We start from the raw sequence: 25,706 nt of genomic DNA on the forward strand, positions 1-25,706 counted from the left end.
GCTCAGCTCAGCGCCGGGTAGCTGGTGAAGCCCTGCTCCTCGCCCTGGAAGAAGGTCGATGCGTCGGGCGTGTTGAGCGGGGCGGACCGGCGGAAGCGCTCCGGCAGGTCCGGGTTGGCGAGGAACGGCACGCCGTACGCCACGAGGTCTGCCTCGCCGCGCTCGATGACCGCTTCACCGGCCTGCGCGTCGTAGCCGCCGTTGGCGATGATGAGTCCCGGGAAGGCCTTGCGGATCGCCGGGGTGATGCGCTGCTCGGGAGCAGGCGCGGCGGGGCCCGTGACCAGCTCCGTCACGTGCAGGTAGCCCAGGCCCAGCTTGCCCAGCTCCCGCGCGATGTACGTGAAGGTCTCGGTGGGCGTGGAGTCGTGCATGCCCGTGTACGGGAAGTTCTGCGGGAAGAGCCGGTAGCCCACGCGGTCCGCGCCGAACACCTCCGCCACCGCCCGCGCCGCCTCCAGCGGGAGGCGCGCCCGGTTCTCGATGCTGCCGCCGTACGCGTCCGTGCGCTGGTTGGAGCCGTCCCGCAGGAACTGGTCCAGCAGGTAGCCGTTGCTGCCGTGCAGCTCCGCGCCGTCGAAGCCGGCCTCCTTCGCGTTGCGCGCGGCCTGGCGGAACTGCTCGACGATGCCGGGAAGCTCATGCGTCTCCAGGGCCCGGGGCGTCACCGCGGGCTTCTTCCCCTGGAACGTGAAGACCTCCTGCTGGACGGCGATCGCGGAGGGCGCCACCGGCAGCTCGCCCCCGTGGAAGTCCGGGTGCGAGACGCGCCCCACGTGCCACAGCTGCGCGAAGATGAGGCCGCCCGCCGCGTGGACCGCGTCCGTCACCTTCTTCCAGCCCGCCACCTGCTCCGGCGAGTGGATGCCCGGTGTGCGGATGTAGCCGACGCCCTGGGGGCTGACCTGGGTGCCCTCGGAGACGATGAGGCCCGCGCTTGCCCGCTGCGCGTAATAGGTCACCGCGAGGGGGTTGGGGACGTTGCCGTCCACCAGCGCCCGGCTGCGGGTCATGGGGGCCATCACCAGCCGGTTCTTCAGTTCGAGCCGGCCCAGGCGCAGGGGGGAGAGGAGCTTGAGTGTATTTGCCATGGCCGTTGAATGCTCCAGGCGCTATGGACGTGCCATGGCATCCAGTCCAAATAAATTGACCGATCGTCCATACACGGTGGAGGCGCAGGGGGCGGATGTCCTGGCGGAGGTGCTGGACACCCTGCGCCTGTCCACCCGGATGCACGGCCGCTTCGAGCTGTTCGCCCCGTGGGGGCTCCAGTTCGGGACGTCCCCGGGCGCGCACATCATCCTCGTCGCGCGCGGCGGGGCCCGGCTGGAGGTGGAGGGTGTTCCGGGAGCCCTGGTGCTGTCCGCGGGGGACCTGGCGGTGCTGCCGCATGGCGGAGGCCACACGCTGCGCGACGCGGAGGACAGCCCCGTTCATGTCCTGGAGCACGGCGCCTGCGCGAACGCCCGCGGCAAGGGCTCCATCCGGCTGGGTGGCGAGGGTGAGCGGACGACGCTGGTGGCGGCGTCGTTCCAGCTGGGCGTCGCGCCGCGCACGCTCCTCTTCAAGGAACTGCCCCACGTCATCCACCTGGCCGCGGACGACGCGGCGACGGCGCCGTCCCTGGCGTCCACGGTGCAGTTGCTGCTGACGGAGAGCGCGTCGTCGCATCCGGGCGCCACCGTCATCATGAGCCGGCTCGCGGACATCCTGCTGGTGCAGGCCCTGCGGGCGCACATCATGAAGTCGGAGGGGTCGTGCCGGGAGAGCGGGCTGCGGGCGCTGGCGGATCCGCAGATTGGCAAGGCGCTCGCGCTCATCCACGAGCGCCCCGAGGAGCCCTGGACGGTGGAGAGCCTGGCGTCCGCCGTGGGGCTGTCGCGGTCCGGCTTCGCCGCGCGCTTCAGCGAGCTCGTGGGGGAACCGCCGCTGGAGTACCTGGTGGGGTGGCGGATGATCAAGGCCGCCCAGCTCCTGCGTGAAAGCGAGCTGCCCCTGAGCGAGGTCGCTCCGGCCATCGGCTACCAGAGCGAGGCGTCCTTCAACCGGGCCTTCAAGCGCTGGGACGGGACCGCTCCCGGCGCGTACCGGCGCAGCCACCGCCGGGCGTCGTGAGGCTTCAGCCCTCTTCCTTCGGAGGCGGGCCGCGAAAGGCATCCAGCTTCTTCGCGGCCTCCAGCTTCACCGCCTTTCCCTCCTGCGCGGAGCGGTAGAGCGCTTCGATGATGCGCACGTCCGCGAGTCCCTCCTCGCCCGGCGTGTGCGGCACGACGTTCTCCTGCACGCAGCGCGAGAAGTGGTCCATCTCCCGGGCGAACTGGCTGGGCTGGCTGAAGCTGCGCTCCACCGTGTCGTCCGCCTTGGGGAAGCTCTTGGACTTCATGCCCACGCGCAGGCGCAGGCCGCTGTAGGAGAAGCCGGGGTCCATGGAGGCCCAGCCGTCCGTGCCCATCAGCCGCAGGTCCTTGGTCTCGTGCGTGCTGTAGTGGCTGGTGCAGTGCGCCTGGAAGCCGGAGGGGAAGCGCAGGTGGAAGGCGAAGGACTCCTCCACCTCCTTGAAGCGCGGGTCATTGGGCGTGCTGTGGCTGAAGCCCTGCACCTCCGTGGGCTCCTCGCCGCTGAAGTAGCGCGCGGCGGAGAGGCAGTAGATGCCCACGTCCGGCAGCGCTCCTCCGCCCGCCAGGGCCTTCTTGTGACGCCACTGGTTGGGTTCGCCCTGGTTCTGGCCGTTGTTCGCGGTGAAGAGCTTGAGCGTGCCCAGTTCCTTGTTGCGCGCCATCTGGATGACCGCGCGGTGGTGCGGTTCGTACTGGAGGCGGTAGGCGATGCCGAGCTTGCGGTCGGCCTTCTTGCACGCGTCGATCATCTGCTGGCACTCGGCCGAGGTGTTGGCCATGGGCTTCTCGCAGAAGACGTGCTTGCCCGCCTGCGCCGCGCGCACGGTGAACTCCGCGTGCATGCTGTTGGGCAGGACGATGTAAACGACCTGCACCTCTGGGTTGTCTTTGATTCGGTCAAACGACTTGTAGTCGTAGAGGCCTTTGTCCGGGACGCCGTACTGCTTCGCGATGGCCTGGGCCTTCGCGCGGTCTCCGCTCACCAGCGCCACGAGCTTGCCGCGCTTCATCTGTCCGAAGGCGGGGAGGAGCTCGTCCAATGACAGATGGCCCAGGCCGACGATGGCCCAGCCCACGCGCTCGGATTCTGGCTGGGGGTTGGGCGGACCGGGGCGTTCGCGCTCCGTCTTCGCGTAGGTGTCCGGCAGCTTCACCTGCGGCGCGGTGGCGGCGAGCACCGGAGGCATCCAGGCGCTCGCGGTGAGGAGTCCCCCCGTGGCTCCCAGCATGCGCCTGCGGGTCCACAGCCGGGGTGCGTCGTCCATCATTCGCGGGCCTCCTGATGTCAGTGAGTGAAGCGGCCGGAATCCAAGCGTCGGATGGGATGAAAGGGGTGGGCTTCGCATGGCCCGACGTGGGGGGCTGTTGGAAACAGGATCGAGGCGGCGTGTGCTTCCGCCCATGACGACCTCTCCTGAACAGCGCGGTGATGCCGCGTCCTTCGCTTCGTATTTCGCCGGCTGCGCCGTCGCTGAGCGCGGCTTCGTGTGGGGCGCGCCCGATGGAGCCCAGGCCCTGGCGGATGCGTCGGATCTGATGATCCACCGGTGGGACGCACGGGGGCTGAAGCTGGCGTGCATGGTGGACCGCGCGCGGGACCCGGCGCGGCGCTTCGCCCTGACGCGTGAAGAGGTGATGGCGCTGGCTTTGCGCTGCCTCGATGCCGGCGCGGCGCGATCCCCGACGCGGCGTGCGTCCATCGAGGTGTTCGAGCTGGGAAGGTCGCCCACGCCCGAGGACCGGGCACGGCTGGGGCCGCTGCGCAGGGCCTCGGACGCGGAGGGCGTCGACATCACGCCGTGGATCCTCGACCCGGCCACCGGAGCCCTCTGGTCCGGGGCTCCGCTAGGCGGCTTCTTCGTCGGACGGCGCTTCTTCCAGGAGGTGATGCGCGGTTACTCCGCCGCGCATCGGCTTCCCGCTTGAGGATGCGTCAGGCCGGCTCCTGTCGTGACCGGAAGGTAATGCGCGGCTGCTACCCTGCCGCGCACCAGCCTCCCGCTTGAGGATGCGTCAGGCGGAGGCGGGCCGGCTCCGGTCGTGGCTGGAGAAGCGCCACGTGTCGGGGAGGCCCCGCTCCGCGAGGAGCGCCTGGCACTTCGACAGCCGCGCCTCCACGTCGGGCGTGCTCGGGTCGAAGAGCAGGCCCGCCACCGTTCCGCTGTGCGCCACCTGGAGCCCCACCGCTCCGGAGGCCTCCATCACCTCCAGCAGCAGGTCGAAGTGGGGCTTGGGCAGGAAGCGCTGGTTGATGCGCGCGCTGGTCGTGGCCACCTCGCCCAGCAGCCGGTAGTCCCCCGTCGCGAGCGCCCGCTCCAGTGAGACACGCAGGCGCTGGAACTGCTCGATCTCCTCGTTGTCGTAGCGGGCGGGCGCGTAGGCCAGGGTGTCCACGCCCTTGCCTCCGGGATCCAGGTTGATGCTCACCACGCGCAGGTCGAGCACCTCGCCGCTGAAGCGTTGGAGCACCACGCCCTCGCGATGCGCGAAGATCAGCGCGCTGTTGCCGAAGATGGTGGAGTCCGACGCCGTCTCCGCCTTCACCGCCAGCTTCGCGGTGTCCTCCGGCGTCAGCGGCCGGTTCAACGCCGCGGACACGGCGCGGATGGTGGCCACCACGTCGCTCGTGGAGGAGCCCAGCCCCCAGCCCACGGGGATGTTGCTGTGCACCACCAGGTGCGCGCCGCGCGGCTCCACGCCCGCCCATTCCATGGTGAGCGCCGCGGCCCGCGCCGCCTTCGTCTTCCACGAGGGCTCCACGGTGAGCCCCGCGCCGGACGTGAGCTGGAAGCGCGCATCCGAGCGCAGCATGCCGCAGGGCAGCGACAGCAGGCCCCGGTGCAGGCGCCCGTCCGCGTCGCGGAACACGCCCTGGAGCAGTTCTCCGTGGTGGCCCACGGCGTCGCCCCGGCCCTCGGGAGAGAGCACGGAGGCCGCTTGCACCACGGGCACGGCCGCGATGGGGGCTTCGGCCACGTCCTTGGTCGTGGCCAGGGCTTCGCCGACGAGCTTCTCCAGACGGTGGATGGTGCGGTGCTTGAGGAGCTGCCGCAGGCCCAGCGTCACGCCGAACTGGTCGGTCATGCGCGCGAGCAACTGGAGGGCGCGCATGGAGTGCCCTCCCAGCTCGAAGAAGTCCGCGTGGATGCCCACGTTGGGCAGGCCCAGCACGTCCTTCCAGAGCTCCGCGAGCCGCTCCTGGAGCGGCGTCTGGGGCGCGACCATCGGCGCGGCGGGCCCTTCGTCACCGAAGGCCGGGGGCAGGGCGCGCTCATCCACCTTGCCGCTGAGGTTGCGGCGCAGGCGCGAGACGAACTGGTAGCGCTCCGGCAGCATGTAGTCCGGCAGCGTCTTCGCGAGGAAGTCCTGGAGCCGTGCGCCGTCCAGGAGCTGCCACGCGGCGGATTCACCTTCCGCGTGCGGGTGCTCCATCCACACGCTCGGGTCGAAGTACTCGGCGAAGCCCCGCTCCACGTCCACCGTCACCGGCTGCATGGTGCCCGGGAGCGCGTACTCGCCGGACGCGGTGAGCCGCTGGCCGCTCCACTGCTCCCACGAAGCCAGGTCCGCGCGGATGTACTGCGAGCGCGGCTCCACGTGGAGCATCCGGCCGCCCACACGCTCGTGGATGCGCAGCCACGGGTCCTGGAGCTGTCCGTCCTCGCGGCGCGCGTGGCACCATTGTTCGAAGGACAGGTCCGGACGCGACGCCTTGCCCGTGGGCCGCACCGGGACGACCACCCGGCCCAGCCCGTGCGCGCGCGCCAGCGCCTTGAAGCCCCGCAGGATGAGCGTGGCGAGCCCCCGGCCCAGGGCGTCCTCGGCCACCACGCCGGTGAGGATCATCAGCGTGTCGGCGGGCACGCCGCGCGCCGCGTCCTCGAAGCCCTGCCGCAGCCCCGCGTCCCAGCCGGCGGGCAGGCCATCGCGCGTGCCGTCCCAACGGATGGGCAGCGCGTTGCCGGCGGCCACCACCGCGTCGTCCTCGTCGACGAGCGCGAACTGGTGCGCGGCGAACTCCTCCGCGAGCCTCGGCCAGAACTCGCGCAGGACGGTGTCCCCCGCGAAGAAGTCCGGCCATGCGCCCACGTGCAGGTCGTCCATGGCCCGCTTCAGCTCCGGGCGCTGGGCGAGCGTGAACATCCGGTAGCGCAGGCCCTCGCCCTGGAGCGTGCTCGCGGCCTCGTGCAGCTCCACGGTGGCCACCAGGCCGTCTCCGCCGCCGGGCTTCTTCGCGTGCCGTACGATGCAGCCCGCAACCGCCGGGTGCGCGGCGAGCCGGGACTCGATCTCCTCCAGCTCCACGCGGTTGCCGCGGACCTTCACCTGCTTGTCCACGCGGCCGATGAACTCGACGTCGCCCGCCTCGGTGTACCGGCCCAGGTCTCCCGTGCGGTACATCCGCGCGCCCGGCTCCTGGCCGAAGGGGTCTGGCAGGAAGGCGCGAGCGGTGCGCGCCGGGTCGCCCAGGTAGCCGCGTGCGAGCCCCGGCGTGCTCACGTACAGCTCACCGGTGACGCCGAAGGGCACGGGGCGCAGCGCTTCATCCAACAGGTAGAGGCGCGTGTTGGCGATGGGCCGGCCCAGCGGGACGATGTCGCCCTCCACCGGCCGCGCGCAGTCGAAGCGGCTGGCGTCCACGGTGACCTCCGTGGGGCCGTAGTGGTTCGCCAGTCGGGCGGGGAACGTCGCGAGGAACGCATCGCGCAGCTCGCGCGGCAGGTACGCGCCGCCGGAGAGGACCCGCCGCAGCGACGGCAGCTCCGGGATGCGCCCGGCACGCCGCGCGTCCACCAGCTCCCCCAGCATCAGGGGCACGCACTGGAACAGGGTGATGGACTCACGGCGCACGACCTCCGCCAGGTGCTGGGGCGAGCGGGCCGCGGCGTGCGGCGGAATCACCACGCGCGCGCCCACGGTCAGCGGCCAGTAGAGGTCCAGCACGAACGGGTCGAACGTGAACGAGGTGAGCAGCAGCACCGCGTCGCTCGCGTCCAGCGCGTAGTCCCGCTGGGTGGAGGCGACGACGTTGGCGATGCCCCGGTGCTCGATCTCGATGCCCTTCGGCACGCCCGTGGTGCCCGACGTGAACAGCACGTAGGCCAGGGCCCTGCCGCCCAACGAGCCCTCCAGGGAGGTGGAGGGCCGGGACGCCACGGCCGCGCGCTCCGCGTCCATGGAGAGGACCGTGAGCCCCGGGCGCTGGAGGCTTGTGGCCACCGCCCCCTCGGTGATGAGCAGCCGGGCTCCGGCGGTGTCGAGCACCTGGGCCTGGCGCTCCTCCGGATGCTCCGGGCTGACGGGCACGTACGCGGCGCCCGCCTTGAGCACGGCCAGCAGCGCGAGCACCAGCCGCGGTGACGGCTCCAGTCGCACGCCGATCCGGTCCTCGGGGCCCACGCCGTGTGCCCGCAGGTGGTGGGCCCAGCGGTTGGCCTCCTGGTCCAACTGCCGGTACGTGAGGTGTCCGCCCTCCCACGAGAGCGCCACCGCGTCCGGCGTGCGCTCCACCTGCGCCTCCACCAAGCGGTGCACGCCGGTGTCCGCGTCATAGGGCAACGCCGTGTCGTTGAACGCGTGCAGCAGCCGCTGCTCCGACGTCGTGGACAGCATCCGGTAGTCCGCGAGCGCGCGGGTGGGGTCCGCCACCAGTTGTTCGACGAGCGAGAGGTACTGCTCCAGCATCCGCTCCGCGGTCGCGGCCTTGAACAGGTCGGTGTTGTAGTTGAGCCGGACGATGACGCCCTGGGCGACGTGGTCCACGATGTACGTGAGGTCGAACTTGGACGTCTCGCTCTCGGCGACCTCGATGCCTCGCAGGAACTCCAACTGGAGTCCGTCGAAGCGGACCTCGTCCGCGAGCCGCAGCTTGTTGTTCTGCAAGCCGTACATCACGGAGAAGAGCCGGTTGCGGGACAGGTCCGTGTCCGGGTTCAGCTCCTGGATGGCCAGCACGCTGGGGTAGACATGGTGGTCATACGCCTCCGCCGCCGTCTGGCGCGTGTCCTCCAAGAGCTGCTGGAAGGTCATGCCCGGCCGGACCGTGCAGCGCATGGGCAGCGCGGTGGCGAAGAGCCCCAGGAGCGGCGCCACGCGCTCATCGTCGCGGTTGGCGATGGGCGTGCCCACCACGAAGTCCCGCTGTCCGCTCAGCCGGTGCAGTTGCGCGTGCAGCGCGGAGAGGAAGACGATGTTGAGCGTGGTGTGATGCCTGCGAGCGAAGGCGTCGATGGCGGCGCTGCGCTCTTTCGGGATGACGCGGTGGACCTCCGCGCCGTTGAACGTCTGGAAGGCGGGGCGCGGGAAGTCGAGCGGCAGCTCCAGGGGCTGCGGGAGCGTGGCGAACTTCTGGAGCCAGTAGCGGCGCTGGGGCTCCAGGGCGCCGGAGGCCACGGCGTCGTGGATCCACGCGGCGTAGTCCACGTAGCCCAGCCGCAGCTCCGGCAGGCGCGGGGCGCGCGCGGCGCGGAAGGCGTTGTAGAGCTCGCTCAGCTCCCGCGCCAGGTTCATGGTGGAGGTCTCGTCCCAGATGATGTGGTGGACGAGGAAGAGGACGAGGAAACGGCCGCCAGAGAAGTGCGCGAGCTTCACGTGGAACATCGGGCCGTTCTCGAAGTCGAGCGACATGCCGCTGTGCCGCCGCGCCAGCCGCTGCACCTCCGCGTGGAAGTCCGCGTCCGGCACGTCGCGCCGGTCCAGGTACAGCGACTCGCGGGTGACGGCGACGTGCGGGCGCACGTACTGCACGGGCTGGCCGTCCACGTAGCCGAAGTGCAGCCGGAAGATGTCGTGGCGGTCCACCAGCGTCTGCCAGGCGCGCGTGAAGGCGTCCAGGTCCAGGTCGCCGGTGAGCACCAGGTCGCCGATGCACACGTTGTAGAACGGGCTGTCCGGCTCCAGCTCGTGCATGTACCACTCGGGGAACTGGTACGTGGCCAGCGGGTAGTGCGCCCGGGGCTCCAGCCTGCGCAGGGGCGGCAGCGCCACCGCCGGCGCGGCGCCGTCAGTGGGGACGCTTTGCAGCGCCTCGATGCGCTGCGCGATGCGCGCCACCGTCTGGCCCTCGAAGAGGTCGCGCACGGACAGCTCCACGCCGGTGAGGGCGCGCAGCTTCGCGTTGGACTGGATGGCCACCAGCGAGTGCCCACCGAGCGCGAAGAAGTTGTCCTCCGCGCCGACGCGGGGCAGGCCCAGCAGGTCCGCCCAGACGTCCGCGACCCGCTGCTCCAGCGGCGTGCGGGGCGCCACGTAGGCGGTGAGCGAGCCCAGGTCGCCCTCTCCCGGCGCGGGGAGCGCGTTGCGGTCCACCTTGCCGTTGGGCAACAGCGGCAGCGCGTCCATCAGCACGAAGGCGGACGGCACCATGTAGTCCGCCAGCCGGCTGCCCAGGTACTCCGCGAGCGCGGCCGGGGTAGGGCCTTCCGCCTCCTTGAGGACGGCGTAGGCCACCAGCCGCTTCGCGTGGCCCTTGTCCCCGCGCGCGATGACCACCGAGTCCCGCAGGCCCGGGTGCTGGGCGAGCGCGGACTCCACTTCGCCAATCTCGATGCGGAAGCCGCGGATCTTCACCTGGTGGTCGATGCGGCCGAGCACCTCGATGCTGCCGTCCTCCAGGAAGCGCACCAGGTCGCCGGTGCGGTACAGCCGCTGGCCGGGCTCCGTGGCGAACGGATCCGGCACGAACGAGCGGGCCGTCTTGAAGGGGTCCCCCAGGTAGCCGCGCCCCACGCCGACGCCGCCGATGTACATCTCCCCCGCGACGCCGATGGGCACCGGCTGGAGGAAGGTGTCCAGGATGTACGCCTGGAGGTTGGGCAGCGTGCCGTTGATGGGCAGGCTGGCCCAGTGCATGGAGGGCGCGGACAGCATGGGGTAGTGCGCGCTGTCGTCGGAGACCTCCGTGGCGCCGTAGGCGTTCACCATGGGCACACCCGGCCACAGCTTGAACCAGCGCGCGCACAGCTCCGGCAAGAGCGGCTCACCGTTGACGATGAACCAGCGCATCCCGGAGATGTCGTAGCGGCCGGGGTTGGCCTCCATCTCCTCCAGCATGATGCGCATGTGCGTGGGCACCGTCTCCAGGACGGTGACCCGTTCGTCCCGCATCCTGGCCAGCAACTGGACGGGCTCCCACGCGGACTCGTCCTTGAAGATGGCCGTGCGCGCGCCCACGAGCAGCGCGCAGACGAACTGCCACACCGACACGTCGAAGCTGGGCGTGGCGATTTCGGCCACCACGTCCTTCGCGGTGATGCCCAGCGTGTGCTGCTTCGCACGCAGGTGGTTGAGCATCCCGACGTGTTCGATCATCACGCCCTTGGGCATGCCCGTGGAGCCCGAGGTGAAGATGACGTACGCGAGCGCCTCCGGCGGCACGTGCACGTCCGGGCGCGTCCACGGCGCGTCCTGCTCCAGCAGCTCCGTCACCCGCGCCACGGGGCGGCCGGAGGCGATGTCCCGCGCGTCCGCGAGGTGGCGCTCCTCCGTGAGGAGCATCACGCACTGGCTCTGCTCCACGACGGAGCGCAGCCGGTGCCGGGGCAGGGCCGGGTCGATGGGCACGTACGCCCCGCCCGCCTTCCACACGGCGAGCATGGCGATGAGGAACTCCAGCTCCCGGTCCAGGAAGAGCGCGACGATGCGGTCCGTGGAGACGCCCGCGGCGAGCAGGTGGTGCGCCAGCCGGTTCGCGCGCGCGTCCAGCTCCCGGTACGTGAGGCTTCGGCCTTCACAGGTGGCCGCGATGGCGTCCGGCGTGCGGTCCACCTGGGCCTCGAAGACCTCGTGGAAGCACTCGTCGCGCCGCCAGGGCACGTCCGTGCGGTTCCAGTCCAGCAGCTGGCGCTGGTTCTCCGCGGGGGTGAGCAGCGGCAGCCGGGAGAGGCGCTGGCGTGGGTCGCGCGCGGCGCCCTCCAGCAGCGTCTGGTAGTGGCCCGCGAGCCGCTGGACGGTGGCCGCGTCGAAGAGGTCGGTGTTGTATTCGAACCAGGCGACCAGGCCGTCCTTGTCCTCGGTGAGGCTCAGGGTCAGGTCGAACTGCGCGGAGCCGGTCTCCACGTCCACCGGCGTCAGCGTCAGGCCGTCCAGCTCCAGTCGGGGCGGAGGCATGTTCTGGAGCGCGAACATGACCTGGAAGAGGGGCGGGCGGCTCAGGTCGCGCGGCAGTTGCAGCGCCTCCACCAGCTTCTCGAAGGGGACGTCCTGGTGGGCGTAGGCGCCCAGCGTCGTCTGGCGCACGCGGGCCAGCAGCTCCACGAAGCGCGGGTCGCCGGAGAGGTCCGTGCGCAGGGCCAGCGTGTTGACGAAGAAGCCGATGAGCCCCTCGGTCTCCACGTGTCCACGGTTGGCGATGGCGCTGCCGATGACCACGTCCTCCGTGCGCGCGTAGCGGCCCAGGAGCGCGTTGAAGCCCGCGAGCAGCGTCATGAAGAGCGTCACGTCCTGGCGGCGCGACAACTGCTGGAGCGCGTCCGTCAGCGTCTTGCCCAGCTTCCAGGCGTGGCGCGCGCCCCGGTAGCGCTGCGCGGCCGGGCGGGGCCGGTCGGTGGGCAGCTCCAGCGAGGGCGGCGCTCCGGCCAGTTGCTGCTTCCAGTACGCAAGCTGCGCGTCCAGCCGCTCGCCGCGCATCCACTGGCGCTGCCACACGGAGAAGTCCCCGTACTGCACGGCCAGGGGCGCGAGCGACGCGGGCTGCCCGGAGGTGAAGGCGCCGTAGAAGGCGGCCAGCTCGCGCACGAAGACGCTGATGGACCAGCCGTCGGAGATGATGTGGTGCATCGTGACGAGCAGCACGTGCTCCATGCCGCCCAGGTCCAGCAGGCGCGCGCGCAGGAGCGGACCCGTGGCCAGGTCGAAGGGCCTGCGCGCCTCTTCCTCCACGCGCTGGCGCACGGCGTCCTCGCTGGCGCCGGACAGGACCTCCACGTGCACCGGCACCTCCACCGTGGGGTGCACGCGCTGCACGGGCTGGCCGTCCACCAGCGCGAAGGTGGTGCGCAGTGTCTCGTGGCGCTGCACGAGCGCCTGGAGGCTCTTCGCCATGGCCTGCACGTCCAGCGGGCCCAACAGCCGCACCGCGCCCGCGACGTTGTAGGCGGTGAGGCCCGGCTCCAGTTGGTCCAGGAACCACAGCCGCTGCTGGGCGAAGGACAGCGGCAGGGGCGCGTCACGCGGCGCGGGGACCAGCGGCGGCAGGGCTTCCCCCGAAGCCTCCGCGCGCGCGCTGTCCACGCGGGTGGCGAGCCCCGCCACGGTGGCCGACTCGAAGAGGATGCGCAGCGGCAGCTCGGTGCCGAGCGCGGAGTTGAGGCGGGACATCACCTGGGTGGCCAGCAGCGAGTGGCCACCCAGCTCGAAGAAGTTGTCGTGCCGGCCCACGCGGGGCACGCGCAGCAGGCTCGCCCAGGTTCCGGCGATGAGCTCCTCCGTCGCGCCCTGGGGCGGCAGGAAGGCCTGCGCCGCCAGTGGGCGCAGGGGCGCGGGCAGCGCGCGCAGGTCCACCTTGCCGTTGACCGTGAGGGGCAGCGACTCCAGCAGCATCCACGCCTGGGGGATGAGCGACTCCGGCAGCCGTTCCTTGAGGAAGCCGCGCAGCTCCTCGACGGTGGGCGCCGTCTGGCCCTGTCGAGGGACGACGTAGGCCACCAGCTCCCGGGAGGGCGCCGCGGGGGCGTCCTCCCGCGCCAGGTTGCGGGCCGGCGGTTCACGCTTTTCGGAAGGGGATTCGGAGAGCCGGTGGTGCGTGGACGACATGTTGGAGCGGTCCTGGGGAAGGGGGTCGGCGGAAAGGGCGGATGCGACGCGCGCGGCCCTGGCTCAGAAGTAGGACTGGAGGACGCCACGGCGGCGCACGTCGAGCGTGGCGCAGTGGAACGAGCCTCCCAGCCGGTAGAAGTTGGTGAAGTTGCAGGTGATGGGCTTGAAGCCCCAGTCCTTGAACGCGCGGATCAGCGTGTGCTCGTTCTTGTCCACGACGAGGCGCTGCTCATCGAGCATGAGGATGTTCATGCTCAGCCACTTGCCGCTGAAGTAGAGGATGAGGTCGTCCGACGCGCAGGGCGGCGGCGCGCGGAGGATGTCCCACGACTTGAACATCCGCGGCAGCTCGTCCACGCGCTCCGGGTTCACCAGCAGCTTGCCGGGCGCCAGCGGCATGAACGTCGTGTCGATGTGCATGGGCTTGGTGTCCCGGCACTTCAGCTCGTGGACGCGGTACTCGCTGCCCAGGTGGCGCCGCAGCCACTCCACGCCGAACGCGTTCGTCACGTGGCTGCGGATGTAGAAGAGGTCCCGGCCGCAGCGCACGAAGTCCGCCGCGTCGAAGAGCGGCTCGAACTCCGTGAGGGCGTAGCGCATGGGCTCGTCGTCACCCGGCACCTCCCAGGTGTCGTCGAACGACTCGTCCGTCAGCTGCGGCTTGGGCGCGGAGGTCCACCGCGCGCCCGACTGGAAGTACTCTTTCAATAGCTTCCGGTAGGGATGTACCTCGAAATAGCGGGAGCGCCACGGCATGGGCGTCTCGATGAGGTGGTCGCCCACGACGAGCAGCAGGTCGCGGGGCATGGCCGTGTAGAGGCCGCCCGGCGAGTGCCAGTCCGGCGTGGAGAAGGGCTTCGCGTGCGAGACGCGCTCGGGGCGGCGGACGCGGATGCCCTCGGCCTCCAGGATGTGCGCGAACTCGTCCAGGTCGCGGTTGGCCGCGTCCACCATGTCCTGGGGGAAGGGCTTGCCGCCGTGCTCCTGGAAGAAGCCCCAGTGCTTGCGGGGCATGGTCGACTTGAGGGTCACGTGCCACGAGGGCACCGTGGCGCCGTCCGCGACGCCGACGATGACCTCCTCGAGGGGATCCCATTCGGTGTGCGAGCAGACCACCGGCTGTGACTGGGGCTGCGGGACCAATGACGGCTGCTGCGAGGCCAGTTGGAGGTTGGTGCGTTGCATGGCGTGTCTACTCCTCGGGGGGTGAGGGTCAGGGCAGGGGATGGGGGGAAGGGCCGCGCGCGGGCGGCTCCAGCGGGAGCAGGCGCGGATCCATCGCGGCGGGCTCGGGCTCCACGGCCTGCTCGCGCGCGAGCACCACCACGTCCTGGATGGCGGGGTGCTGGCGGAGCGCCGCTTCAATCTCGCCCAGCTCCACGCGGACGCCGCGGATCTTCACCTGGTGGTCACCGCGTCCCAGGAACTCCAGCTCGCCGTCCGGCAACTGGCGGGCCAGGTCGCCGGTGCGGAACAGGCGCGAGCCCGGAGGACCGAACGGGTCCGGCACGAAGCGCTCCGCGCTCAGGTCCGGCCGCTGGAAGTAGCCGTGCGCGAGGCCCGGGCCGCCCAGGTAAACCTCGCCGGGCGCGCCCGGAGGAACGGGCTGTCCGCGCACGTCCAGCACGTGCATCTTCATGTTGCCCAGCGGCCGGCCCAGCGGCACCGCCTTGCGCGCCATGCCGGGCGCGCAGGTAAACCACGTGGCGTCGATGGACACCTCCGTCTGGCCGTAGAAGTTGAGGAGCGTCGCGGCGGAGTGCTGCGCGAGCCGGTCCACCAGGTCCGTGGTCAGCGCCTCGCCTCCGCAGACCACCGTGCGCAGCGCGTGGCAGTCCGCGATGCGGGGCTCCTCCAGCACCACGCGCAGCAGCGACGGCACCACGTTCATCTGCGTGACGCCGCGACGGGCCATGAGGTCCGCGATGTAGCGGCTGTCCTGGTGCGCGCCGTCGCGCACCATCACCGAGCGGGCCCCCGCGAGCAGCGCGCGGAAGAACTCCCAGATGGAGGCGTCGAAGCCGAACGAGGCCACCTGGAGGACGCGGTCCTCCGGCCCGATGGGCAGCGCGTGCTGTTCCCAGAGCATCCGGTTGGCGATGCCCGCGTGGGCGATCATCACGCCCTTGGGCACGCCGGTGGAGCCGGACGTGTGCACCACGTAGGCCAGTTGCTCCAGGTGGACGGTCCGCGCGGGAGGCGTCTCCCGCAGGCCTTCCTGCCTCCATGCGCCGGGCTCCAGACGCGCCTCCGGCGGCACCGGCAGCTTGACCGCGAGCGAGGCGGGCGCGAGCACGTAGCGGGCGCGGCACTCCGCGACCATCAGGGCCAGGCGCTGCGCGGGGGCTCCGGCGTCCAGCGGCACGAAGGCACCACCTGCCTTCATGACCGCGAGCATCGACACCAGCACCTCCGTCGAGCGGGGCAGGCACAACGCCACGCGCTCCTCGGGCTCCAGGCCGGAGGCGAGCAGCAGGTGCGCGAGCCGGTTGGCCCGGCGCTCCAGCTCCGCGTACGTGAGGTGGTCGTCCTCGCACTCCACCGCGATGGCGTCTGGCGTGCGCCGCGCCTGCTCCTCGAAGAGGACGTGCAGGGGGCGCGGGGACAGCGGCACCGCGGGCGGGTGGAAGGACTCCAGCGCCTGTTGACGGCCGGCCGCGTCCAGCAGCGGCAGCTCGGAGACGCGGCGCCGCGGATCCTCCGTGATGCCTTCCAGCAGGCGTTCGTAGGCCCGCGCCAGCCGGTCGGCCGTGGAGGCGTCGAAGAGGTCCGTGTTGTATTCGAGCCAGCCGGTCAGCGCGCCGGACGTCTCGACCAGCGTGAGGGTGAGCTCGAACTTGGAGGTGTCCGTCTCCAGGTCCAGGTTCGTCAGCGTGAGCCCCGGGAGCGCCAGCGGCTGGAGCGGCGCGTTCTGGAGGACGAACATCGTCTGGAAGAGCGGCGAGCGGCTCAGGTCCCGCTTCACGCGCAGGTCCATCACCAGCTTCTCGAAGGGGACGTCCTGGTGGGCGAAGCCGCCCAGGGCCGTCTCGCGCACGCGGCCCACCAGCTCCGTGAAGCGCGGGTCGCCGGAGAGGTTCGTGCGCAGAGGCAGCGTGTTGACGAAGAAGCCGATGAGCCCCTCGGTCTCCGCGCGGTTGCGGTTGGCGATGGGCGTGCCGACGACCAGGTCGTCCTGGCGCGTGTAGCGCTGGAGCAGCACCAGCCACGCGGCCATCAGGGTCATGAACAGCGTGGCCCCCTCCTGGCGGGACAGGGTGTTCAGCGCGGCGGTGACGGCCGGGGACACGCCCAGGTTCAGCTGCGTGCCGCGGAAGGTCTGGGCCGGAGGACGCGGACGGTCCGTGGGCAGGCCCAGCGCGGTGGGCGCGTCCGCCAGGTGCGCGCGCCAGTACGCGAGCTGCTCCTCCAGCACGTCGCCCTGGAGCCAGTCGCGCTGCCAGCGGGCGAAGTCGGAGTACTGCACCTTGAGCGGCGGCAGCGGCGAGGGCGCGCCCTGGAGGAAGGCCTCGTACAGCGCGGCCAGTTCGCGCACGAACACGCCGATGGACCAGCCGTCGGAGACGATGTGGTGCATCGACAGCAGCAGGATGTGTTCGGTGTCCGAGAGGCGCAGCAGCTTCCAGCGGATCAGCGGACCGCGCTCCAGGTCGAAGGGCGCGGCCACGTCCTCGGCGGTCAGCTCGCGCACGCGGCGTGCGGTCTCCTGCGCGTCGAGTCCGCCCAGGTCCACCACGTGCAGCGGCAGCTCGGGCGCGGGTCCCACGACCTGCACGGCTTCGCCCTCGCGGACCTGGAAGGTCGTGCGCAGGGATTCGTGGCGCTGGACGATCTCCTGGAAGCTCTTCTCCAGGGCGCCGCGCTCCAGCGTCCCGCTGAGGCGCACGGCGAAGGGGATGCCGTAGTGGTGGCTGCCCGGCTCCAGCCGGTCCAGGAACCACAGCCGCTGCTGGGCGAAGGAGGGCGGGAAGGCCCGGGGCTTCGCCGCGCGCTGCTGGATGAGGGCCCGGGCGCGGGCGCGCTTCTCCTCCAACGCGGAGGACTGCTTCACATCACTCATGATTCGATTTCTCCGCTTTCGAGCTCCGCGATGAGTGCGTCCAGCTCCGCTTCGGACAGCCCCTCCACCTGGGTCGGCGCCTCTGCTGGAGCGCGCGCCGTGAGGAGGGGCTGCTTCCGGACTTCCGCCTGCCGTGAGACGACCTGCGCGAGCGCGGCCACGGTGCGCGCCTCGAAGGCGCTGCGCAGGGGCACGTCCACGCCGAAGGACTCGCGCACGCGCGAGATGACCTGGGTGGCGAGCAGCGAGTTGCCGCCCAGCTCGAAGAAGTCGTCGTGGACGCCCACCCGGGGAGTCCCGAGCAGCTCCGTCCAGATGTCCGCCAGCCGCTGCTCCGTGGCGTCACGGGGGGCCACGCCGTCCGCGCGGGGCGTGATGTCCGGCGCGCGCAGCGCACGCCGGTCCACCTTCCCGTTGAGGGTGAGCGGGAGCGCGTCCAGGAACACGATGGCGGACGGCATCACGGACTCCGGCAGCCGCCGGCGCAGGTGGGCCTTGAGGTCGGCCTCCGTGCACGTCTGTCCCGGCGCCACCACGGCGTGGAGCACCAGCCGCTTGCCGCCAGGCCCGTCCTCGCGGACCGTGGCGATGGCCTGCCGCACGGCGGGGTGCTCTAGCGCGAGCGACTCCACCTCGCCCAGTTCGATGCGCAGGCCGCGCAGCTTTACCTGTGCGTCGGTGCGGCCCAGGAACTCGAGCGCTCCGTCCGGCAGGAAGCGGACCCGGTCTCCGGTGCGGTAGAGGCGGGCACCGTCGCGTGCGTCGAAGGGATGGGGCACGAAGGCGCGCGCGGAGAGCTCCGGCTGGTTCAGGTAGCCGCGCGCGAGCCCCAGGCCGCCCAACCACAGCTCGCCAGGGACACCCACGGGGACGGGCTGCTGGCGTGCGTCCAGGACGTAGGCCTGGGTGTTCACGATGGGGCGCCCGATGGGCGGATTCACCGCGCCCGCGGTGACCGGGCCACAGGTGGCGACGACCGTGCACTCCGTGGGGCCGTAGTGGTTGATCAGCTGGAACGGTGTGCCTTCGGGCGCGCCCCTGTGCAGGCGGTCTCCACCGGTGAGCAGCGTGCGCAGCGCGGTGTGCGCGGGCCACGGCTGCGTGAGCACCGCCTCCGCGAGCGGCGTGGGCAGGAAGCAGCGGGTGATGCGCTCCTCGGTGAGCCACGCGACGAGGCGCTCCGGCAGGGCGCGCACCTCGTCATCCACGATGTGGAGGCTGGCGCCGGCCGTGAGCGTGGGCCACAGCTCCCACACCGCGGCGTCGAACGCGGGACCGGCGGCCTGGGTCGTGCGGTCCTCCGGCGTCAGCGCGTAGGTCCGCTGATGCCAGTCCACCAGGTGGGCCAGGCCCGCGTGCTCCAGCTCCACACCCTTGGGACGGCCAGTGGAGCCCGACGTGTAGATGACGTACGCCAGGTGGCGCGGACCCGTGAGCTCCGGCGGGGCGTGCGCGGGCGCACCGGTGGCGCTGAAGCCGTCCTCCGCGAGCAGGCACTTGCAGTCCGGCGGGAGCGTCAGCGCGGTGGTGTTGCGCGAGGCCAGGAGCACCGGCGCGCGGACATCCTCCAGGATGGACTGGAGCCGCTCCGGAGGTGCGGAAGGGTCCAGCGGAACGTAGGCGCCGCCCGCCTTGAGGACGCCCAGCGCCGCTTCGACGAACGCGGTCGAGCGCTCCAGGCAGAGCACCACGGGGACGTCTGGCCCCACGCCCAGGCCTCGCAGGTGCCAGGCCAGCCGGTTCGCGCGGGCTTCGAGCTGACCGTAGGTGAGCGCATCCCCCGCGAAGGCCACCGCGAGCGCGTCCGGCGTGCGCTCCGCCCAGGCCCCGAAGCGCGCGTGCACGGAGACGTGGGACGGCGGCGCCACCGGACGCGGGTTCCACCCGTGGAGCAGCGTGTGCCGCTCCTCGGCCGTCATCAGGGTCAGGTCGCCCACGCGGCCGTCGGGATCCGCCGCGATGCTGGAGAGCAGCACCTGGAAGTGCTCCGCGAGCCTCGCGATGGAGGGCGCGTCGAAGAGGTCCGCGTCGTATTCGAAGCGCGCCGTCAGTCCTCCGTCCTCGCCACGTTCCAGCGCGAGGTCCAGGTCGAACTTCGCCGGAGCGGACTCGGACTCCAGCAGCGTCAGGCTCAGCCCCTGGAGGGCGCGGGAGGGCAGGGGCGCGTCCTGGTAGGAGAACGCGACCTGGAACAGCGGCGTGCGGCCCAGGTCGCGCTCCACCGCGAGCGCTTCGACGAGCTTCTCGAAGGGCACGTCCTGGTGCTCGTGCGCCGCGAGCACGGACTCGCGTACCCGGCCCAGCAGCTGGCGGAAGGTGGGGTTGCCGGAGGCGTCCGTACGCAGGGGCAGCGTGTTGACGAAGAAGCCGATGAGCCCTTCGGTCTCCACGCGGGTGCGGTTGGACAGCGGGCAGCCCACGACGAGGTCGTCCTGGCCCGTGTATCGCAGCAGCAGCGTCTGGAACGCCGCCAGCAGCGTCATGAACGGCGTGGCGCCTTCTCGACGGCCCAGCTCCGCGAGTCCCCCGGCGAGCGCCGCCGGGAGGTGGACCGCGTGACGGCCGCCCGCGAGCGTCCGCACCGCGGGCCGGGGCCGGTCCGTGGGCAGCTCCAGGACGCTGGGAGCGCCCGCGAGCCGCTGCTTCCAGTGCGTGAGCTGACGCTCCAGCACGCCGTCCGCCAGCCACTCCCGCTGCCACAGCGCGAAGTCGATGTACTGGAGCGGCAGCGGCGCGAGCGCCGGAGGGGTGCCGCTGGAGAACGTCGCGTACAGCGCTCCCAGCTCTCGCAGCAGCACGGCGACGGATTCGCCATCCGCGACGATGTGGTGGAGCGTCAGCAGCAGCACGTGCTCGTCCGGGCCCAGCCGCAGCAGACGGCCGCGCAGCAGGGGGCCCTGGGCGAGCGAGAACGGAGCGCGGGCCTCGTGCTTCGTGAGCTGGCGCACCTCCGCGTCGCGTGTCTCCGGGGGCAGGGTGCTCAGGTCCAGTTCGGGCAGTTCGAAGGGGACGTGTGCGTGGACGCGCTGCGTGGCGCGGCCCTGGTGCTGGGAGAAGGTGGTGCGCAGCGCCTCGTGGCGATGGACCACTTCATCGAGGCCCCGGCGCAGCGCCGCGATGTCCAGCGGGCCCTGGAGGCGCACCGCCGCGGGCAGGTGGTAGCGCGCGTCGCCGGGCTCCAACTGGTCCAGGAACCACAGCCGCTCCTGCGCGTAGGACAGCGGCGCTTCCGGAGCGCGGTCCTTCCGGTGCTTCAGCGCGGGACCGGGAGTCGGAGCGCGCACGCCTCCGTCGATGCGCGCGGCGAGCGAGGCCACCGTGGGCGCTTCGAACAGCGTGCGCAGGGGCAGCTCCACCCCGAACACCTCGCGCACGCGGGCGAGCAGCCGCGCGGCCAGCAGCGAGTGGCCGCCCAGCGCGAACCAGTCCTCGTGCAGGCCCACGGTGCCGCCGAGCAGTTCGGTCCAGAGGCCCGCGAGCTTCTGCTCCGTAGCGGTGCGCGGCGCCGCGTCCTCCGGGGACGGGGGACGCTCCAGCTCGGGCGCGGGCAGGGCCTGACGGTCCACCTTACCCGTGGGGGTCAGCGGCAGCGCGGGCAGGAGCACGAAGGCCGAGGGGCACATCACCTCCGGCAGCTCGCGACGCACGTGCTCGCGCAGCGTGGCTCCGGTGAGAGACGCGTCCGGCGCGGCGACGACGTAGGCGACGAGGCGCTTGCCCGTGGGGGGCTCGTCGCGCACCGCGACCACGCACTGCCGCACGTCCGGGTGATGCTGGAGGACGGATTCGATCTCCCCCAGTTCGATGCGGAAGCCGCGCAGCTTCACCTGATGGTCGAGCCGGCCGAGGAACTGGAGCTCGCCGTCCGGCAGCAGGCGCGCGAGGTCCCCGGTCCGGTACAGACGCGCGCCGGGAGCCGTGCTGAAGGGATCCGGCACGAAGGCGCGAGCGGTCAGGTCGGGGCGGTCCAGGTAGCCGCGAGCCACGCCCGGTCCACCGATGCACAGCTCACCCGCGACACCCAGCGGCTGGGGCCGAAGAGACGCGTCGAGCACGTGCACGTGCATGCCGTCCAGCGGCCGGCCGATGGTGGGCAGGCCGGCCGCCGCGTCTTCGGATCCGACCAGGGCGAAGGTGGCGGCCACGGTGCCTTCGGTGGGACCGTAGAGGTTGGTGACGCGGAAGGGAGTGTGCGCGGAGGGCCGCCGACGCAGCTGGTCGCCGCCGGTGGTCAGCTCGCGCAGCGCGAGCGCCTGGGGCCACTGTTGGGCGAGCACGCCCTCCGCGAGGGCCGTGGTGAGGAAGGTGTGGGTGATGCGCTCGGAGGCCAGCCACGCGACGAGCCGCTCCGGAAGGGCGCGCACGTCATCGCCGGGCAGGTGCAGGCTGGCGCCCGCGATGAGCGCGGGCCACACCTCCAGCACGGATGCGTCGAAGACCGGCGTGGACAGGTGTGTGGCCCGGTCCTGGGGCGACAGGGCAAAGGTCCGCTGGTACCAACCCGCGAAGTGGGCCAGGCCACCGTGCGTGATCTTCACGCCCTTGGGCCGCCCGGTGGAGCCGGACGTGTAGATGACGTAGGCGAGGTGGTCCGCGTCGGGCGTGACGTCCGTCACATCGTCCAGAACGCGCGCGGACGCAGGCACTCGTGAGTGCTGCTCCGGCGAGGCTTCCACCACGCCGTGGGTCGGAACCGTCACGTCGTCCAGTTCGCGCGCGGACGTGGGCAGTCGTGAGCGCAGCTCCGGCGAGGTGTCCACTACGCCGTGGGCCGCAGCATCCAGCACGCGCGCGGACTCAGGCGGACGTGAGTGTTGCTCCGGTGAAGCGTCCACTACGCCGTGGGCCGCCGCCGTCACGTCGTCCAGCACCCGCGTGGACGCGGGCAGTCGTGAGCGCAGCTCCGGCGTCGTGAGCACCACCACCGCGCCCACGTCCTCCAGCAGCGACTCCAGCCGCGCCTGCGGTGCGTCCGGATCCAGCGGCACGTAGGCACCGCCCGCCTTGAGGATGCCCAGCAGCGCCAGCACCTGCTCGGGCGAGCGGTGCATCAGCACACCGGCGCGCACGTCCGGTCCCACACCCAGCTGGCGCAGCCTTCGCGCGAGCACGCGGGCCTGGTGCTCCAGCATTCCGTACGTCCAGCTCCGTCCGTCCGAAGCGATGGCCAGCGCTTCGGGCGCGAGCGCTGCTCGAGCCGCGATGGCGTGGTGAACGGGCGTGAAGGACGCGGGCGCCAGAGCCCCCGCGCTGAACGTGCGCACGCGCTCCTGCTCCGCATCCGGCAGCAGCGGCAGGGCCGACACGCGCTGGTCCGCGTCCGCCGCGATGCCCGCGAGCAGGCACGTGAAGCGCGCCACCATGCGTCCGGCCGTGTCCGAGTCGAAGAGGTCCGTGTCGTAGCGGAGCGCGCCGTCCAGCCCGCTCGGCGCATCCGCCATCTGGAGCGCGAGGTCGAACTGCGCCGTGCCCAGCTCCACGGGCACGCTCTCCGCCTCCAGCCCCGCGAAGCGCACGCGCACGCCAGGCAGGCCCAGCACCAGCGGGGTCAGCTCCTCGCGCTGGTGCGGCTGCTCCCAGGCGAACACCGCCTGGAACAACGGAGACCGGCTCGCGTCGCGCGGACGCCGCAGCCGTTCCACGAGCAGGGGGAACGGGTACTCCTGATGCTCCAGCGCCTCCAGCACCGTGCGCCGGACCCGGCCCAGGTGCGCGCGGAAGGACGGGTCCCCGGACAGGTCCGCCACCAGCGCCACGGGATTGACGTGGTAGCCGACCACATCCTCCAGCCCCGAGCGCGTGCGCCCCGCCGCGGGCGAGCCGACCGCGAAGCGCTCCTGCCCCGCATGCCGGGCAAGCAGGACCTGCCACGCGGCGAGCAGCAGCGAGAACAGCGTCGTGCCCTCTTCACGCGCCAGCGCGCGCAGCCGCCGCGTCAGGTCCGCGTCCAGCCGGAAGGTGCGCGCGGCGCCCCGGAACGTCCGCACCGCGGGACGGGCGTGGTCGGTGGGCAGCTCCAGCACGTCCGGCACGCCGTCCAACTGCTTGTGCCAGTACGAGAACAGCCGCTCACCGTCCGGGTCCTCGAGGAACGGGCGCTGCCAGCGGGCGAAGTCCGAGGGCCGCAGGGCCGGAGCGGGGGACGCGGAGTCCCGTCCCTCCTTCAGCGCGGGGTAGAGCCCGTGCAGCTCCTCCGCGAGCAGCGCCAGCGACCACAGGTCCAGGATGAGGTGATGCGCCGCCAGCAGCAGCACCTGGCCGCCGCCCGCGTGGGCGTACAGCGAGGCGCGCAAGAGCGGCCCCTGCTCCAGGTCGAACGGGCGCGATGCGTCCGCGGCCAGCGCGTCCCGCAGCGGAGCGTCCTCCAGCGGCAGTGAGGTCGCGTCCTTCAGGAGCCCACGGCCACTGGCCGTGTCCGCCCGCTGCACGCGCTCACCGTGCTCCAAGTGGAGCGTGGTGCGCGGAGCCGGGTGCACCTGCTGCACGAGTTCACCGTCGTGCTCCAGGTGGAAGGTGGTGCGCAGGGCCGGGTGCCTTGCCACCAGCCGCGTCAGCGCCTCGCGCAGCACGGGCACGTCCGCCGGCGTGTGGAAGCGGACCGCGAAGGACAGGTGGTTGGCGGTGCTGTCCGGCGCCAGGCGCTGCGCCAGCCAGAGCGCCTTCTGTCCCTCGGACACCGGGTGGCGTCCCAGCGCATCCCCCGACGCCGTGGGCGCGAGTGGCCGCTGTCCCAGCGTGCCCACCAGCTCCCGCGCCAGGGCTCGGAGGCTCACCGCGTCCATCAGCCGCGCCAGGGACGTGTCCGTGCCCAGCCACGCGTCCAGGTCGCTCTTGAGCTCCACCGTCGCCAGCGAGTCCAGCCCCAGGCTGATGAGCGTCCGCTCCGGGTCGACGTGCGCACGGGGCAGGCGCAGCCGCGCCGCCACCGCGTCCACCAGCGACGCCTCCAGGAACGCCGCGCGCTCCGACTCCGGAAGCGCGAGCAGCTGCTCCGGGCTCAGCGTGGGCACGGACGGAACGGAGGCCTGGAGCGTGCTCTGTCCCAGCACCTCCAGCTCCCCGGCGAGCCACGCCTGACGGCACGCGTAGCGCTGCACCTTGCCGCTGGACGTCTTCGGCAGCGAGCCCGCCTGGATGAGCACCACGTCGTGGGCCTGGGCGTCGTGCGACTGCGCCACGGCCTCGCGGATGCTCCGAGCCAACGCCTCCAGATCCGTACCGGCGTGGCGCGAGTCCACCTCCTGCACGATGACCAGCCGCTCCTCGCCCTCCAGCTCCACGGAGAACGCCGCGGTGCAGCCCGGCCGCAGCGCGGAGTGCACGCGCACCGTGGTGGACTCCACGTCCTGCGGGTACAGGTTGCGCCCGCGCAGGATGATGAGGTCCTTGATGCGCCCGGTGACGAACAGCTCACCGCCGCGCAGCACGCCCAGGTCGCCGGTGCGCAGGTAGCGCCCGCCGTCCGAGCCCTCGCCCTCCACCTTCGCGCGGAAGACGCGCTCGCTCTCCTCCGGCCGCTCCCAGTAGCCCTGGCCCACACTGGCGCCCGCCACCCAGATCTCGCCCTCCTCGCCGGGCGCGCACTCGCGGGCGGTGCGCGCGTCCACCAGCCGCACCGTGTTCCCCTCCAGCACCCGGCCGGAGCCCACCAGGTTCACGCCGTCCGTCACCGGCGCGGTGCCCAGCGCGTGCCCGGTGACGATGAGCGTCGACTCGGCCAGCCCGTAGCAGGGGTAGAAGGCCTCCCTGCGGAAGCCCTGCGGCGCGAAGGCTTCGTGGAAGCGCTCCAGCGTCTCCGGCCGGATGGGCTCCGCGCCGTTGAAGGCCACCTTCCAGCGGCTCAGGTCCAGCGTCGCGCGCTCCTCGGCGCTCACCTTCCGGACGCACAGGTCGTAGGCGAAGTTGGGACCGCCGCTCGTCGTGGCCCCGTAGCGCGACACCGCCTGGAGCCAGCGGAAGGGGCGCTGCAGGAACGCGATGGGCGACATCAGCACGACGGGGAAGCCGCCATAGAGCGGCTGGAGCAGCCCGCCGATGAGCCCCATGTCGTGGTACGGCGGCAGCCAGATGACGCCCTTGCTGTCGCGCGAGTGGCCGAACGCGCGGTGGATGAGCGCCAGGTTCGCCAGCAGGTTGCGATGCGTCAGCATCACGCCCTTGGGGCTGCCCGTGGAGCCGGACGTGTACTGGAGGAACGCCAGCGCGTCTCCCGTGATGCCCGGATCCTTCCAGCCGTCCTCCAGCCCCGGAGCGAGCGCGTCCGTGGCCACCCAGGTGAGCCCCGCCAGCTCCGGCGCCTGCTCGAAGAGCATCCCGGCCATGCCGTGGATCATCTCCGTGGTGAGCACGAAGCGCGCCCGCGCGTCGCGCACCATCGCCTCCAGGCGCGGCAGGCTGCGGTTGAGGCGCGTCACGTCCGGCGGATACGCCGGCACCGCCACCACGCCCGCGTACAGGCACCCGAAGAAGGCCGTCAGGTACTCGTTGCCCGGCGGGAACAGCAACAGCGCCCGCTCTCCCCGCGCCCCGTTCGCCTGGAGCCACGCGCCAATGGCACGCGCCTGCCGGTCGAACTCGCCATAGGTGAGCGCCGCTTCCTCGGATTCGCCATCCACCAGGAAGGTGTAGCCCTGATCTCCTGGCGCCTCGGCTGAACGTAGACGCAAGAGTTCAATCAGGCTCGCCGGTGACATGTCGTTGGGCTCCACGCGATGTATGGCTTGGAAGACGACATTCATGTGTCATGGCTAAAGTGTGTCTGTCAAATCTTGCAT

General features: G+C 71.8%; 8 protein-coding genes. 2 read left to right on the forward strand and 6 right to left on the reverse strand.

Annotated features, from left to right (window positions below; translation table 11 throughout):
- Positions 1–2: 2 nt before the first annotated feature.
- Positions 3–1,091: an alkene reductase gene (locus ACX114_RS01720; protein ID WP_459294038.1), complete on the reverse strand. Its 1,089-nt coding sequence runs from the start codon at positions 1,089–1,091 to the stop codon at positions 3–5.
- A 55-nt stretch (positions 1,092–1,146) separates the two neighbouring features.
- Here ACX114_RS01720 and ACX114_RS01725 point away from each other — a divergent pair, with 55 nt between their 5' ends.
- On the forward strand, positions 1,147–2,115 hold the full coding sequence (locus ACX114_RS01725; RefSeq protein WP_459294040.1) for an AraC family transcriptional regulator: 969 nt from the start codon (positions 1,147–1,149) through the stop codon (positions 2,113–2,115).
- 4 nt (positions 2,116–2,119) lie between these two features.
- Here ACX114_RS01725 and ACX114_RS01730 read toward each other — a convergent pair whose 3' ends face one another.
- Positions 2,120–3,385, reverse strand: coding sequence for a Gfo/Idh/MocA family protein (locus ACX114_RS01730; protein ID WP_459294041.1), 1,266 nt, complete (start codon positions 3,383–3,385; stop codon positions 2,120–2,122).
- Between the two features lie 133 nt (positions 3,386–3,518).
- Between ACX114_RS01730 and ACX114_RS01735 the strand changes: the two genes are divergently transcribed.
- Positions 3,519–4,043, forward strand: a complete 525-nt coding sequence (locus ACX114_RS01735; protein WP_459294043.1) for a hypothetical protein — start codon at positions 3,519–3,521, stop codon at positions 4,041–4,043.
- An 87-nt stretch (positions 4,044–4,130) separates the two neighbouring features.
- On the opposite strand, the gene ACX114_RS01740 is transcribed toward ACX114_RS01735, so the two are convergent.
- From ACX114_RS01740 to ACX114_RS01755, 4 genes are all read right to left on the reverse strand, one after another.
- The gene (locus ACX114_RS01740; RefSeq protein WP_459294045.1) at positions 4,131–12,869 is read right to left on the reverse strand and encodes an amino acid adenylation domain-containing protein; all 8,739 of its coding nucleotides are present in this window, start codon (positions 12,867–12,869) and stop codon (positions 4,131–4,133) included.
- A gap of 63 nt (positions 12,870–12,932) precedes the next feature.
- Positions 12,933–14,057: a hypothetical protein gene (locus ACX114_RS01745; protein WP_459294047.1), complete on the reverse strand. Its 1,125-nt coding sequence runs from the start codon at positions 14,055–14,057 to the stop codon at positions 12,933–12,935.
- A 28-nt stretch (positions 14,058–14,085) separates the two neighbouring features.
- Complete coding sequence (locus ACX114_RS01750) at positions 14,086–16,932, reverse strand: non-ribosomal peptide synthetase (RefSeq protein WP_459294049.1); 2,847 nt, start codon at positions 16,930–16,932, stop codon at positions 14,086–14,088.
- A complete protein-coding gene (locus ACX114_RS01755) occupies positions 16,929–25,625 on the reverse strand; it encodes an amino acid adenylation domain-containing protein (RefSeq protein ID WP_459294051.1) in 8,697 nt (2,898 codons plus the stop codon). Before ACX114_RS01755 ends, ACX114_RS01750 begins: the two co-directional genes overlap by 4 nt.
- Between the last annotated feature and the right edge of the window lie 81 nt (positions 25,626–25,706).

This window comes from Corallococcus sp. M7 (assembly GCF_054512695.1).